13 protein-coding genes are annotated in these 13,444 nt (G+C 72.3%); 7 read left to right on the forward strand and 6 right to left on the reverse strand.

All coding sequences use genetic code 11. The annotated features are described in order from the left end of the window. The first annotated feature begins 122 nt into the window (after positions 1-122). Positions 123-659, forward strand: coding sequence for a peptide deformylase (def, locus tag ACIRF9_RS41800; RefSeq protein WP_403833690.1), 537 nt, complete (start codon positions 123-125; stop codon positions 657-659). Between the two features lie 99 nt (positions 660-758). Here def and ACIRF9_RS41805 read toward each other — a convergent pair whose 3' ends face one another. Then, the gene (locus ACIRF9_RS41805) at positions 759-1,403 is read right to left on the reverse strand and encodes a TetR family transcriptional regulator (protein ID WP_352341172.1); all 645 of its coding nucleotides are present in this window, start codon (positions 1,401-1,403) and stop codon (positions 759-761) included. 178 nt (positions 1,404-1,581) lie between these two features. Between ACIRF9_RS41805 and ACIRF9_RS41810 the strand changes: the two genes are divergently transcribed. After that, complete coding sequence (locus ACIRF9_RS41810; RefSeq protein ID WP_403833694.1) at positions 1,582-2,808, forward strand: acyl-CoA dehydrogenase family protein; 1,227 nt, start codon at positions 1,582-1,584, stop codon at positions 2,806-2,808. Positions 2,809-2,883: 75 nt separating this feature from the next. Here ACIRF9_RS41810 and ACIRF9_RS41815 read toward each other — a convergent pair whose 3' ends face one another. From ACIRF9_RS41815 to ACIRF9_RS41835, 5 genes are all read right to left on the reverse strand, one after another. Next, positions 2,884-3,120 (reverse strand): DUF6213 family protein, encoded by a 237-nt coding sequence (locus ACIRF9_RS41815; protein WP_403833697.1) that lies wholly within the window; start codon positions 3,118-3,120, stop codon positions 2,884-2,886. A 25-nt stretch (positions 3,121-3,145) separates the two neighbouring features. Next, entirely contained in the window at positions 3,146-4,531 is a 1,386-nt protein-coding gene (locus ACIRF9_RS41820) for an NADP-dependent succinic semialdehyde dehydrogenase (protein WP_403833699.1), read from the reverse strand. 74 nt (positions 4,532-4,605) lie between these two features. Continuing rightward, positions 4,606-5,070, reverse strand: coding sequence for an NUDIX domain-containing protein (locus ACIRF9_RS41825; protein ID WP_403833701.1), 465 nt, complete (start codon positions 5,068-5,070; stop codon positions 4,606-4,608). Then, positions 5,067-6,605 (reverse strand): ATP-dependent DNA ligase, encoded by a 1,539-nt coding sequence (locus ACIRF9_RS41830; RefSeq protein ID WP_403833704.1) that lies wholly within the window; start codon positions 6,603-6,605, stop codon positions 5,067-5,069. The genes ACIRF9_RS41825 and ACIRF9_RS41830 overlap by 4 nt, the downstream gene beginning before the upstream one ends. Positions 6,606-7,382: 777 nt before the next feature. Next, positions 7,383-8,321 (reverse strand): NAD(P)/FAD-dependent oxidoreductase, encoded by a 939-nt coding sequence (locus ACIRF9_RS41835; protein WP_403833707.1) that lies wholly within the window; start codon positions 8,319-8,321, stop codon positions 7,383-7,385. Between the two features lie 78 nt (positions 8,322-8,399). Here ACIRF9_RS41835 and ACIRF9_RS41840 point away from each other — a divergent pair, with 78 nt between their 5' ends. The 5 genes from ACIRF9_RS41840 to ACIRF9_RS41860 all read left to right on the forward strand — a co-directional run bounded on the left by ACIRF9_RS41840 (position 8,400) and on the right by ACIRF9_RS41860 (position 13,348). Beyond that, positions 8,400-8,972: a helix-turn-helix domain-containing protein gene (locus ACIRF9_RS41840; protein WP_403833709.1), complete on the forward strand. Its 573-nt coding sequence runs from the start codon at positions 8,400-8,402 to the stop codon at positions 8,970-8,972. Between the two features lie 86 nt (positions 8,973-9,058). Further along, entirely contained in the window at positions 9,059-10,027 is a 969-nt protein-coding gene (locus ACIRF9_RS41845; protein WP_403833712.1) for an NADPH:quinone oxidoreductase family protein, read from the forward strand. Then, complete coding sequence (locus ACIRF9_RS41850) at positions 10,024-11,241, forward strand: acyl-CoA dehydrogenase family protein (RefSeq protein ID WP_403833714.1); 1,218 nt, start codon at positions 10,024-10,026, stop codon at positions 11,239-11,241. The genes ACIRF9_RS41845 and ACIRF9_RS41850 overlap by 4 nt, the downstream gene beginning before the upstream one ends. Beyond that, positions 11,238-12,311, forward strand: a complete 1,074-nt coding sequence (locus ACIRF9_RS41855) for an acyl-CoA dehydrogenase family protein (protein WP_403833717.1) — start codon at positions 11,238-11,240, stop codon at positions 12,309-12,311. The genes ACIRF9_RS41850 and ACIRF9_RS41855 overlap by 4 nt, the downstream gene beginning before the upstream one ends. A 182-nt stretch (positions 12,312-12,493) precedes the next feature. After that, positions 12,494-13,348, forward strand: a complete 855-nt coding sequence (locus ACIRF9_RS41860) for a phosphatidylinositol-specific phospholipase C/glycerophosphodiester phosphodiesterase family protein (protein WP_403833720.1) — start codon at positions 12,494-12,496, stop codon at positions 13,346-13,348. The last annotated feature ends 96 nt before the right edge of the window (positions 13,349-13,444 follow it).

The raw sequence follows: 13,444 nt of genomic DNA on the forward strand, positions 1-13,444 counted from the left end.
TGGCCTGACGGCACCGTGGTAGGTGGTCAGCCTATCGAGATCCATTCGCACTCCCGAACCGCGGCACCACCCACACGCCCGTACGGCATGCGCGTGTCAGAAGGGACCGTACCCTTGCCGCCATGCGACACGGCTCCATCCCGGGCGCGCGCGGGCGCGTCAGACCCCTCAGTCTCCTCGGTGATCCCGTCCTGGGGGAACCCTGTGGGGAGGTCACCGAATTCGGCCCCGAACTCGCCCGACTCGTCGAGGACATGTTCGCCACGATGTACGCGGCCCAGGGCGTAGGCCTGGCCGCCAACCAGGTCGGCGAGTCCCATCGCGTCTTCGTCTACGACTGCCCCGACGACGAGGACGTCCGCCACGTGGGCCATGTCGTGAACCCGAGGCTGGTGGAGGCGGACGGAATCGTCCTGCGGGGCCCCGAGGGCTGCCTCTCCCTGCCGGGCCTGGAGGCGGGGACGGAACGCTACGACCACGCCGTGATCGAGGGCCACACGATGACCGGCGACCCGATCACGATCCACGGCACGGGATTCTTTGCCAGATGCTTGCAACACGAGTACGACCACCTGGAGGGGATGGTGTACGCGGACAGGGTGGAGGGCTGGCGCAAGAGAAGGCTCATGCGCCAGGTGGGCCGAGCCTCTTGGAGCTAGGGGAGCTGTCCGACCTCAGGGGCGCGGGGCTGTGTCAAGGTGCGGCTCCGCCGCGTGGGCGCGACCAGCCACAACGGACCGTCACGCGCCCCACAACCCTCAGAACCCCGGACCCCCGATCTTGTCCCCCGCCGCCGCAAGACGACCCCACAACAGATCCGCCAGACTCCGCACCAGCTCCGCACGAGAACACGGCCGCTCCCCGAGCCACCAGTCCCCGGCCGCATGCATCATCCCGACGATCCCGTGCCCCCAGACACGGGCCAGCTGTTGCGACCCGGGCCCGAGGTCCAGCCGATCCTCGATCACCTGAGCCAACTCCTCGCCCATCCTGCGGAGCAACGGCGCGCTGTGCTTGCCCACGTCGAACCCCTGGTCCCCGCCCTGCCCGCCCTCGGAGGGGTGCATGAGGAACCGGTACACCTGAGGCCGGGCCTCGATGGCGGCGAGGTATGTGTCGAGGGTCGCCTCCACCCGCTCCCGGCGCTCGGCGGGAGCGTCCAGCGCGGCCCGGAGCGAGTCCAGCAGCGCGTCCGTGTGCCGTTTGGCAAGGGCGGCGTAAAGCCCGCCCTTGTCGCCGAAGTGGCGGTAGAGGATCGGCTTCGTGATGCCGGCCTCCGCTGCGATCGCGTTCATCGAGGCCTGGGGGCCGTCGCGCAGTACCACCCGGTCCGCGGCCTCCAGCAACTCGCGCCGTCGGCGGTCGGCCGACCTCTGCTGTTCGGTCCGCTGCGTGGTGTCCATGTGCTCTCCCCACCCGTGGTGTTTCGGTGACGCCTGCGCAAACTAACACCTGACAGCAGCCTGACAGCGAACGGGCCGGAGAGCTCCACGGCTGTCGTCAGGAGTTGACTTTTCCTACCCGTGAGTAACAGACTCGGGTTACCGCTAGTAACACGCACGTTCCGCCGCTGGAGGGGACATGGCCGAGTTCACCATGGAGCTCAACGACGAACAGAAGGAGGTCCGGGACTGGCTGCACGGTTTCGCCGCCGACGTGATCCGTCCCGCGGCCGCCGAATGGGACGAGCGTGAGGAGACTCCCTGGCCGGTCATCCAGGAGGCCGCGAAGGTCGGCATCTATTCCCTCGACTTCTACGCGCAGCAGTACTTCGACCCCACCGGCCTCGGTATCCCGATGGCCATGGAGGAGCTGTTCTGGGGCGATGCGGGCATCGCCCTCTCGATCGTAGGCACGGGACTGGCCGCCGTGGGCGTTCTCGCCAACGGAACCGAGGAACAGATCGGCACCTGGATCCCCCAGATGTACGGCGACGCCAATGACGTCAAGGTCGCCGCGTTCTGCTCCTCCGAGCCCGACGCCGGCTCCGACGTCGCCTCCATGCGCACCCGTGCCGTGTACGACGAGGCCAAGGACGAGTGGGTGATCAACGGCACGAAGACCTGGGCGACCAACGGCGGCATCGCCAACGTCCACGTCGTGGTGGCCGTCGTCGACCCGGAGCTGGGCTCCAAGGGCCACGCCTCCTTCATCGTCCCGCCGGGCACGCCGGGTCTCGCCCAGGGGCAGAAGTTCAAGAAGCACGGCATCCGCGCCTCGCACACCGCCGAGGTCGTCCTCGACAACGTGCGGGTTCCCGGCTCCTGCCTGCTCGGCGGCAAGGAGAAGCTGGACGAGCGGCTGGCCCGGGCCCGGGAGCGGGCGAAGTCCGGGGGCGAGCGGGTGAAGAACGCGGCGATGGCCACGTTCGAGGCGTCGCGCCCCGCCGTCGGCGCGATGGCCGTCGGCACGGCACGTGCGGCGTACGAGGTCGCCCTCGACTACGCCATGACCCGTGAGCAGTTCGGGCGGCCGATCATCGACAACCAGGGTGTCGCCTTCCAGCTGGCGGACATGCGGACCCAGATCGACGCGGCCCGGCTGCTCGTCTGGCGCGCCTCCTGGATGGCGATCAGCGGGAAGCCGTTCACGGCGGCCGAGGGGTCGATGTCCAAGCTGTACGCCAGCGAGACGGCGAAGAAGGTCACCGCGCAGGCGATCCAGATTCTCGGTGGCAACGGGTACACCCGGGAGTATCCGGTGGAGCGGATGCACCGGGATGCCGCGATCTACACGATCTTCGAGGGGACGAGCGAGATCCAGCGGTTGGTGATCGCTCGGACGCTCTCCGGGATGTCCATCCGGTAGTACGCGGTCTGCGGGCGCGTGGGGGTTGTTCGCGCAGTTCCCCGCGCCCCTTCAGGTGGGAGTGCTCGGCCCCGGCTAGGAAGTCCCCCCGCTGCTGTGCGCGATGCACGCCACATCGATGCGGTCGGCCAGTTTGGCCAGCTCGATGGTCAGCGCGGCGACCGTGTCCTCGTCGAGATCCTCCGCGCCCGCCTCGACGAGGTGCAGCCACCTCCCGCCCAACGTGCGGAGCAGCTTGCTCACATCGGCGGCAGCCACCTGCAAGCTCCCGCGGTCGTCGACGATCAGGGGCAGGGTCACTTCGCGGTTCACACCCGGGATCGTAGCCGCGCGGCGCTCAGGCGCCGTGCCAAACCGTGGTGATGTTGCAGAACTCGCGGATTCCGTGCCCGGACAGCTCACGCCCGTACCCCGACCGCTTCACTCCGCCGAAGGGGAACGCGGGGTGGGACGCCGTCATCCCGTTGAAGAAGACGCCCCCCGCCTCCAGATCCCGTGCGAAACGGTCCACCTCGGCCTCGTCCGTCGTCCAGACGTTCGAACTCAGGCCGAACGGTGAGTCGTTGGCGATGAGTACCGCCTCGTCCAGGTCGGCCGCCCGGTACAGCGTCGCGACCGGGCCGAACGCCTCCTCGCGGTGGATGCGCATCTCGCGGGTGATGCCCGTCAGGACGGTCGGCGGGTAGTACCAGCCGGGCCAGTCGGGGCGTTCGCCACCGCACAGCACCGCGGCGCCGCCGCGCCGGGCGTCGTCGACCAGTTCCTCCAGGTCGGCCCGGCCCTGTTCGCTCGCCAGCGGGCCGACTTCCGTGTCGTCCTCCAGCGGGTCGCCGACCTTCAGCGCCTTCATTCCTTCGGTGAAGCGTTCGGCGAACGCGTCGTACACGTCCGAGTGGACGATGAACCGCTTGGCGGCGATGCACGACTGCCCGTTGTTCTGCACACGGGCCGTGACGGCGACCCGGGCGGCCCGGTCGAGGTCGGCCGACGGCATGACCACGAACGGGTCGCTGCCGCCCAGCTCCAGCACCGTCTTCTTGACCATCGCGCCGGAGGTGGCGGCGACGGCCCGGCCCGCGGGCTCGCTGCCCGTCAGGGTCGCCGCCCTGACGCGCTCGTCACGCAGGATCTCGTCCACCGCGCCCGACCCGATGAGCAGGGTCTGGAAGCAGCCCTCGGTGAAGCCGGCCCGGTGGAAGAGGTCCTCCAGGTAGAGGGCGGTCTGGGGGACGTTGGAGGCGTGCTTGAGCAGGCCGACGTTGCCCGCCATCAGCGCGGGCGCGGCGAAGCGGATCACCTGCCACAGCGGGAAGTTCCACGGCATCACCGCGAGGACGGGGCCCAGGGGCCGGTAGCGCACCAGGGCCCGCGCGGCGCCGGAGTCCTCGACGTCGGCCTCGGCGGGCCGCTCGTCGGCGAGCAGGGCCTCCGCGCGCTCGGCGTACCAGCGCATCGCCTTGGCGCACTTCGCGGCCTCCGCTCGCGCCTGCTTGATCGGTTTGCCCATCTCGGTGGTCATCACCCGGGCGATGTCCTTCTGGTCCTCGTCCAGCAGGTTCGCGGCCTGGATCAGGAGGCGTCCGCGGTCGACGAAACTGCTGAGCCGGTACGTACGGAAGGTGGCCTCCGCGAGCTGGAGCCGCCGCTCCAGCTCCTCCTCGCCCATGGCCTCGTACGTCTTGAGCGTCTCGCCGTTCGCCGGGTTCACCGTCGCGATGGGCATGACCGACCTCCTGGAGAGCTGCCTGCTTCGACCTTCCCGCGCCGCACCGGACACCGCAACGTGTGCGCGTCCGCTCAGGCCGAGTGCTCCCCGAGGCGGTCGAGAAACGCGGCCTGGGCCGGGACGATCACCTCGCGGGCGCGGTCCAGGCCGTACCAGGCCACCCGGTCCAGCTCGGGGAACTCCTGCGTCCGCCCGGACCTGGGCGGCCACTCCATGGTGAAGGTGCCCGGGTCGACCGACGCCGGGTCCAGGTCCGCCTCGATCCCCCATACGGTGACGATCTTGCCGTTCGTCTGCCGGACCTCCCCGAGGTCGATCGCCTCGCCGTCGGGCGGCGGCAGCCCCAGCTCCTCCTGGAACTCGCGGCGGGCCGCGTCCCAGGCGGGCTCGTCGGGCTCGTACTCGCCCTTGGGGACCGTCCAGGCCCCGGCGTCCTTCTTCGCGAAGTACGGGCCGCCCATATGCCCCAGCAACACCTCCGTGCCGTCGTCGGTGTGCCGGAACAACAGCAGGCCGGCGCTGCGCTTCTGGGTCACGGGTGCACCTCCGGGTGGGCGGCCAGCAGGGTCTCCACCGTGTCGGCCTCCTCCGGCCGCTTGTCCTCCCGGTAGCGGACCACGCGGGCGAAGCGCAGCGTGACGCCGGCCGGGTAGCGGGTGGAGCGCTGGAGGCCGTCGTAGGCGATCTCGACGACGAGTTCGGGGCGTACGGTCACCACCCAGCCGTCGTCCCCGACGGCCAGCTCCCGCAAACGTTCCGTCTGCCAGCCGAGCATCGCGTCGGTCATGCCCTTGAAGGTCTTGCCGAGCATGGCGAAGCCGCCGTCGGCGGTGCGGGCGCCCAGGTGGAGGTTGGAGAGCTTGCCGGTGCGCCGGCCGTGGCCCCACTCGGCGGCCAGGACCACCAGGTCCAGGGTGTGCACGGGCTTGACCTTCAGCCAGGACGCGCCGCGCCGGCCCGCGCTGTAGGGGGCGTCGAGGGACTTCACGACCACTCCCTCGTGTCCGCGCCGCAGGGTCTCCTCGAGGAACGCCTCCGCCTGTGCCAGGTCCTGCGGGCCGGTGACGACCGCCCTGCGCACCCGCATCGGCTCCGGTACCAGCCGGGCCAGCTCCGTGTGCCGTTCGATGAACGGCAGGTCGAGGAGGTCGTGGCCGTCCACGGACAGCGCGTCGAAGAAGACGGGGGAGACCGGGACCGCCTCGGCGGCCGCCGCCACGTCCACCCGGGAGCCGACCCGGCCGGCCGTCTCCTGGAACGAGCGGGGCCGGCCGGTCTCGTCCAGGGCGATGACCTCCCCGTCCAGGATGAAACGCTCGCCCCTCAACTCCCTTGCCGCCGACGTCACTTCGGGCAGCCGGTCGGTGATGTCGTCGAGTGTGCGGGTGTAGAGGCGGATGTCGTCGCCGTCGCGGTGCACCTGGACGCGGATGCCGTCCAGCTTCTCCTCCACCGCGCAGGCGCCGAGCTTGCCGACCGCCTCGGCGACGGAGGACGCGGTGTGCGCCAGCATCGGCAGGACCGGGCGGCCGACGGTCAGCCGGAACGCCTCCAGCGCGGCCGGACCGTCCCTGAGCAGGGACTCGGCGACGGTCTGCAGGGAGCCGGCGAGCATCACCGCCCGTCGTACGTCCGCCGGGGGAGCTCCGGTCGCCTGCGCCAGACCTTCGACGGCCACGGCGTCCAGGGCGCCCTGGCGGACCTCGCCGGTGATGAGCCCGAGCAGGAAGCGCTGCTCGTCGGCGGTGGCCGCGCCCATCAACTCCCCGACCAGCCGTGTCCGTTCGGCCTGGGAGCCGGGGCCGGACACCTTGCCCAGCTCGCCGAGCCGCGCGTCGACCTCGCGCACGGTCAGCGTCGGCGACCCGGCGGGCGCGACCGGACGGCTCAGCACCTTCCAGCCGACGCCGAGCCGGCCCTGGGGGAGCCGTCCGGCCAGGTAGGGGATGACGACCGGCACGTCCTCCGCCTCCGCCTCCCGGAAGAGTCCGGCGAACAGAGCAATCTTCCGGGAGCGCGCCGAGGTGGCAGCAACCTCCCGCGACACATCAGCGAGCCGGGCCAGCAACATGCAGCCATGGTGCAACGCCGGGGGCCCGGCTACACCCGCACGGCCCCGACGGGCAGCGTCGAAGGCGCCGGCTCGCACCGGCACGGCTCCGACAACGCGGGAGCTCGGCCGGCACCCGCACGGCCTCGACGAGGGCCCTGGCGGCCCCGGCGTGCGACGCCGAGGGCGCCGGCTCGCACCGGCAAGGCCCCGGCGAGCTCCGGCTGCACCCGCACGGCCCCGACGGGCAGCATCGAAGGCGCCGGCTCGCACCGGCACGGCTCCGGCGAGCTCCGGCTGCACCCGCGCGGCCCCGGCGTGCGGCGCCGAGGCGACGCCGGCAGAGCCCGGCTACACGGGGCCGGCCTCCACGGCCAGCGCCGAGGCGTCGGCCGCACCCGCGCGGCCCCGACGGGCAGCGTCGAGGGCGCCGGCTCGCACCGGCACGGCCCCGGCGAGCTCCGGCTGCGTCCGCGCGGCCCCGACGGGCAGCGTCGAGGGCGCCGGCTCGCACCGGCACGGCTCCGGCGAGCTCCGGCTGCGTCCGCGCGGCCCCGACGGGCAGCGTCGAGGGCGCCGGCTCGCACCGGCACGGCTCCGGCGAGCTCCGGCTGCATCCGCGCGGCCCCGACGGGCAGCGCCGAGGGCGCCGGCTCGCACCGGCAAGGCCCCGGCCAGCTCCGGCTGCACCCGCGCGGCTCGGCGTGGGACGCCGAAGCCCGGGGGCATCCGCAGGCACTCGGCTGCGGCGCCGCCGACGCCCCGGCTACACCCGCACCGACTCCGCGGCCGTGTCGGCTACACCCGCACCGACTCCGCGGCCGTGTCGAGGTCCGTCATCAGGAGGGCGCCGTTGATCGCGGCGCCGGCGCGGTAGCCGCGGCTGGCCGCGTTCACGACCTGTTCGGCGAAGCCGGAGGCGTTGCCCGCCGCCCACACGCCGGGGACGGTGGTGGCGCCCCGGTCGTCGACCAGGGGGTAGGTGCCGAAGGGCGTCTCGGTCATCTCGGCGCCCAGCCGCTCCAGGAGGCCCGTTCGGGGCACCGTGCGCGGCGCCACGAACAGCACCTCGCGGTCGTACGCCGTCCCTTGCGTGAGTCGGACCCCGGTGAGCCGGTCGTCCTCGACCAGCAGCCCGGCCACCTCGCCGGGCACCACCCGCACCCCGGCCACCGCCAGCCGGCGCAGGTCCTCGTCGGTCAGCTCCTCCTCGGCGACCTGGTGCAGGAAGAAGGTCACGTCCTTCGACCACTGGGTCACCATCAGCGCCTGGTGCACGCTGAGCGCACTGGTCGCGAGCACCCCGAAGGCCCGGTCGCGGACCTCCCAGCCGTGGCAGTACGGACAGTGCAGCACGTCCCGGCCGAAGCGCTCGGCGAGGCCCGGCACCGGGGGCAGCTCGTCCTTCAGCCCGGTCGCGACGACGAGGTGCCGGGCCCGGACGGCCCGTCCTCTCTCCAGGACGACGACGAAGTCCTCGCCCCGGGTGACGTCCACCGCACGGCCCCGGACCAGCTCCACCCCGTACCGGGCGATCTCCTCGCGGCCGGCGGCCAGGAACTCGCCGGGGGACATACCGTCCCGGGTCAGATAGCCCTGCATATGGGCGGCCGGCGCGTTGCGCGGCTCGCCCGCGTCGACCACCAGCGTGCGGCGCCTGGCCCGGCCCAGGACCAGGGCCGCGGACAGCCCGGCCGCTCCGCCGCCGACGACGACCACCTCGTACACATCGGTCATGGTGACCACCTCCACCGCGAAGGTGGCCCGCACACTGCCGGATTGACAAACCTCTTTGCCGATTCTGCAATACGAGGTATGAGTACCGAAGACGTTCTCGCGGAAGTGGGCCCCCGCCTGCGCCGGATCCGGAAGGAGCGGGAGGTGACCCTGACGGCGCTGTCCGAGGCGACCGGCATCTCGGTCAGCACCCTGTCCCGGCTGGAGTCGGGCCTGCGCAAGCCCAGCCTGGAACTGCTCCTGCCGATCGCCCAGGCCCACCAGGTGCCGCTGGACGAACTGGTCGGCGCCCCGCCGGTGGGCGACCCCCGGGTGCGGGCCAAGCCGCTGGTGCGGTACGGCCGCACCTTCTGGCCGCTGACCCGGCAGCCCGGCGGACTCCAGGCCTTCAAGGTGCTCGAACCGCAGCGCAAGGACGAGCCGGAGCAGCGCACCCACGAGGGATACGAGTGGCTGTACGTGCTGTCCGGGAAACTGCGGCTGGTGCTCGGGGACCACGACGTGGTGCTGACGGCGGGGGAGGCCGCCGAGTTCGACACGCGGGTCCCGCACTGGTTCGGATCGACCGGCGAGGGCCCGGTCGAGTTCCTGAGTCTGTTCGGTCCGCAGGGCGAGCGGATGCACGTACGGGCGCGTCCGTCGCGGACGTGACGCACCCGACTGTTCCCTGATCGGCAAGCGACCGCTTAGTATGCCGTCGACCCCGGTCAGACGAAGCAGTCCCGTGGAGGCTCCGCATGCAGGCATGGCAGGTGCACGAGAACGGCGAGCCGAGTGAGGTGATGCGGCTCCAGGAAGTGGAGCGGCCCACGCCCGGCGACGGCCAGGTCCTGCTCAGGGTGCGCGCCGCGAACATCAACTTCCCGGACGTACTGATGTGCCGGGGCCACTACCAGGTCCGGCCGCCGCTGCCGTTCACCCCGGGGGTGGAGATCTGCGGCGAGACCGAGGACGGCCGGCGCGTGATCGCCAACCCGGCGCTGCCCCACGGCGGGTTCGCCGAGTACGCCGTCGCGGACGCCGCCGCCCTGCTGCCCGCCCCGGACTCGCTGGACGACGCCGAGGCCGCCGCGCTGCACATCGGCTACCAGACGGGCTGGTTCGGCCTGCACCGGCGGGCCGGGCTCGAAGCCGGCGAGACGCTGCTCGTCCACGCCGCCGCAGGAGGGGTCGGCAGCGCGGCCGTGCAGCTCGGCAAGGCCGCGGGGGCGCGGGTCATCGGGGTCGTCGGCGGCGCCGACAAGGCCGCCGTCGCCCGGGAGCTCGGCTGTGACGTGGTCGTCGACCGGCGCGCCGAGGACGTCGTCGCCGCCGTGAAGCAGGCCACCGGCGGGCGGGGCGCGGACGTGATCTACGACCCGGTGGGCGGCGAGGCCTACACCCAGTCGACCAAGGTCGTCGCCTTCGAGGGCCGGATCGTGGTCGTCGGCTTCGCGAGCGGCACCATCCCCAGCCCCGGGCTCAACCACGCCCTCGTGAAGAACTACTCGATCCTCGGCCTCCACTGGGGTCTGTACAACACCAAGAACCCGAAGCTGGTCCAGCACTGCCACGAGCAGCTCACCGAGCTGGCCGCCCGGGGAGCGATCAGGCCGCTGGTGAGCGAGCGCGCGCCGCTGGAGGAGGCCGCCGCCGCCGTGCAGCGGGTCGGCGACGGCGTCACCACCGGCCGGGTCGCCGTCGTACCGAACGGAGCCGCAGCATGACCGACGCAGCCGAACTCAAGCGCCGCACAGCGGAGTTGCTGGCCGCACACCCGCCCGCCAGTACCGACCGCCTCGACTTCCTCAGGGCCCGCTTCGACGCCGGACTCGCCTGGGTGCACTACCCGGAGGGCCTCGGCGGACTCGGTGCGCCCCGCTCCCTCCAGGTCGTTGTGGACGCCGAACTGGAGGCCGCGGGCGCCCCCGACAACGACCCGCGCCGCATCGGCATCGGCCTCGGCATGGCCGCGCCGACGATCCTCAAGTACGGCACCGAGGAGCAGAAGCAGCGGTACCTGCGGCCCCTGTGGACGGGGGAGGAAGTCTGGTGCCAGCTGTTCAGCGAGCCGGGCGCCGGATCCGACCTCGCCGCGCTCGGCACGCGGGCGGTACGGGAAGATGGGGGTCCCTCCCGCTCGGGCGAAGCCGAGAGTGGGGGAGAGTGGGTGGTCAACGGGCAGAAGGTGTGGACGTCCAGCGCCCACCTCGCCCGCTGGGCCATCCTCATCGCCCGCACCGACCCGGACGTGCCCAAGCACGCGGGCATCACCTACTTCCTCTGCGACATGACCGACCCCGGTGTCGAGGTCCGGCCGCTGCGCCAGGTCACCGGCGAGGCCGAGTTCAACGAGGTCTTCCTCACCGACGTCCGCATCCCCGACTCGCGCCGTCTCGGCGAGATCGGCGACGGCTGGAGGGTCGCGCAGACCACGCTGAACAACGAACGCGTCGCCATCGGCGGCATGCGGCTGCCCCGCGAGGGCGGCATGATCGGCCCGGTGTCGAAGACCTGGCGCGAGCGCCCCGAACTGCGCACGCACGACCTGCACCAGCGGCTGCTGAAGCTGTGGGTCGAGTCCGAGGTCGCCCGGCTCACCGCCGAACGCCTGCGCCAGCAGCTCGTCGCGGGTCAGCCCGGCCCCGAGGGCGCCGGCATGAAGCTCGCCTTCGCCCGCCTCAACCAGGAGATCAGCGGCCTGGAGGTCGAACTCCGCGGCGAGGAAGGCCTGTTGTACGACGACTGGACCATGCGCCGCCCGGAGCTGGTGGACTTCACCGGGCGGGACGCCGGCTACCGCTATCTGCGCTCCAAGGGCAACAGCATCGAGGGCGGGACCAGTGAGGTCCTGCTGAACATCGTCGCCGAGCGCGTCCTGGGCCTGCCCCCGGAGCCGCGCACCGACAAGGACGTCGCCTGGAAGGACCTCGCCCGATGACGGATCTTCTCTACTCCGAGGAGGAAGAGGCACTGCGGTCGGCGGTGCGGGACCTGCTCGCCGACCACTGCGACGCGCCGGGCGTGATCGCCCGCACGGAGTCGGACGCCCCGCACGACCTGGCGGCCTGGAAGGCGCTCGGCGACGGCATGGGCCTCGCGGGCCTGCTGGTCCCGGAGGCGCAGGGCGGACAGGGCGCCACCCACCGCGAAGTCGCCGTCGTCCTGGAGGAGTTGGGGCGCGCGGTCGCTCCCGTGCCCTATCTGACCAGTGCCGTGGTCGCCACCGAGGCGCTGCTCGCCTGCGGGGACGGGGAGCTGCTGGCCGAGCTGGCGTCCGGGCGGCGGATCGGCGCCCTCGCGGTCGCCCTGAACATCGCTCCCGACCGCGCCTACCGTGTCGTACGGCATGAAGGCGGCGCCCTGCACGGAGAGTTGACCGGCATCGCGGACGCGGCGGTCGCGGACGTCCTGCTGGTTCCGGCGGACGACGGCGGACTGTACGCGGTGGACGCGGCCGCGGCGACCGTCGTCCCGCAGGTGTCCCTGGACCTGACCCGGCCGCTGGCGACCGTGCGTCTGGACGGCGCGGCGGGGCGGCTCCTGGGCGACGCCGAACCCGCCGTGCGCCGCGCCCTGCGTGCCGGTGCCGGGCTGCTCGCCTCCGAACAACTCGGGCTCGCCGACTGGGCGTTGACGGAGACGGTGCGCTATCTCAAGGAGCGCAAGCAGTTCAACCGGCCCGTCGGCGGCTTCCAGGCGGTCAAGCACCGGCTCGCCCAGCTGTGGCTCGAGGTCGTCAACCTGCGCGCCGCCGCCCGCAACGCGGCCGACGCGCTGGCGAGGGGCGAGGACGCCGACATCGCGGTCGCCGTCGCCCAGGCCTACGCGGCGCCCGTCGCCGTGCACGCCGCCGAGGAGGCGCTGCAACTGCACGCCGGCATCGGCATGACCTGGGAGCACCCGATCCACCTGTACCTCAAGCGGGCCAAGGCCGACTCGATCGCCTACGGCACGGCCGGCGCCCACCGCTCCGCCCTGGCCGAACTCGTCGATCTGCGGTCCCCCTGACCCCGGCGCCACTGCCGCCCGGTGAAGCCCGCCCCACCTGGGGCGGGCTTTTCCGTGCGCCTGCGCGGATCGAGTGAACAAGCGACGGCAGTCCGGCCAACTCCTGGCATGTACAGGTTCGTTGGGCCTTCGACAGCCCCATACTCCCTGTGGTTCCGACCCGCCCCACAGGGAGGCAGAACATGGCCGTCGTCACCCGCCGCAGAGCTCTCACCGCCTTCGGCGCCACGCTCGCCGCAGTGCTCGCCCCGCCCGCCGGCAGCGCGTTCGCCGACGGACAGAAGCGCGGCCCCCGCCCGTTGTGGCGTGCCCACGCGCACAACGACTACGAGCACCCGCGCCCCCTCTTCGACGCCCTGGACCACCGCTTCGGCAGCGTCGAGGCCGACATCTTCCTCGTCGACGGCGAACTCCTCGTCGCCCACACCGCGGAGGAACTGGACCCCACCCGCACCCTGGAGTCCCTCTACCTCGCCCCGCTCGCCGCCCGCGTCAAGGCCAACCACGGTTCCGTGTACCGGGGTTATCGGCAGCCGCTGCAACTGCTCGTCGACATCAAGACGGAGGGCTCCTCGACCTACCTGGCACTCGACGAGCGGCTCAAGCGCTACAAGCACCTGTTCACGACGTACGCCCACGGCCGGATCCACTCCGGCCCGGTCACCGCCGTCATCTCCGGCGACCGCGCCGCCCGCACCCCCATGGCGGCGCAGACCGTCCGGCGCGCCTTCTACGACGGACGCCTCGCCGACCTCGGCACCACCGAGGCCTCCTTCGCCTCGCTGATCAGCGACAACTGGACGCTCAACTTCACCTGGCTCGGCGTCGGCGCGTTCCCCGACGCGGAGCGGCAGAAGCTGCGCGGGATCGTCGACGCGGCACACGCACGCGGACAGAAGGTCCGCTTCTGGGCCACCCCCGACCTGGCCGGACCCGAGCGCGACGCGCTGTGGACCGAACTCCTCGCCGCCGGCGTCGACCACCTCAACACCGACGACCTGGCCGGCCTGGAGGCCTTCCTGGACTCGCACCGGTAGGCACGGGACACCACCCGTTCGGACGACAGGTCAGCCGCCCGGACGAACCCTCCGTTACGCCACACTTGCGGCCGAACGCCGCGAAAGCGGACGTGG

The organism is Streptomyces sp. NPDC096132 (assembly GCF_044763345.1).
Taxonomy (GTDB): domain Bacteria; phylum Actinomycetota; class Actinomycetes; order Streptomycetales; family Streptomycetaceae; genus Streptomyces.

Coding starts and splice junctions, on each gene's coding strand:
- def (WP_403833690.1), top strand. CDS start 123: ATGCGACACGGCTCCATCCCGGGCGCGCGCGGGCGCGTCAGACCCCTC.
- ACIRF9_RS41805 (WP_352341172.1), bottom strand. CDS start 1,403: ATGGACACCACGCAGCGGACCGAACAGCAGAGGTCGGCCGACCGCCGA.
- ACIRF9_RS41810 (WP_403833694.1), top strand. CDS start 1,582: ATGGCCGAGTTCACCATGGAGCTCAACGACGAACAGAAGGAGGTCCGG.
- ACIRF9_RS41820 (WP_403833699.1), bottom strand. CDS start 4,531: ATGCCCATCGCGACGGTGAACCCGGCGAACGGCGAGACGCTCAAGACG.
- ACIRF9_RS41830 (WP_403833704.1), bottom strand. CDS start 6,605: ATGTTGCTGGCCCGGCTCGCTGATGTGTCGCGGGAGGTTGCTGCCACC.
- ACIRF9_RS41835 (WP_403833707.1), bottom strand. CDS start 8,321: ATGACCGATGTGTACGAGGTGGTCGTCGTCGGCGGCGGAGCGGCCGGG.
- ACIRF9_RS41840 (WP_403833709.1), top strand. CDS start 8,400: ATGAGTACCGAAGACGTTCTCGCGGAAGTGGGCCCCCGCCTGCGCCGG.
- ACIRF9_RS41845 (WP_403833712.1), top strand. CDS start 9,059: ATGCAGGCATGGCAGGTGCACGAGAACGGCGAGCCGAGTGAGGTGATG.
- ACIRF9_RS41850 (WP_403833714.1), top strand. CDS start 10,024: ATGACCGACGCAGCCGAACTCAAGCGCCGCACAGCGGAGTTGCTGGCC.
- ACIRF9_RS41855 (WP_403833717.1), top strand. CDS start 11,238: ATGACGGATCTTCTCTACTCCGAGGAGGAAGAGGCACTGCGGTCGGCG.
- ACIRF9_RS41860 (WP_403833720.1), top strand. CDS start 12,494: ATGGCCGTCGTCACCCGCCGCAGAGCTCTCACCGCCTTCGGCGCCACG.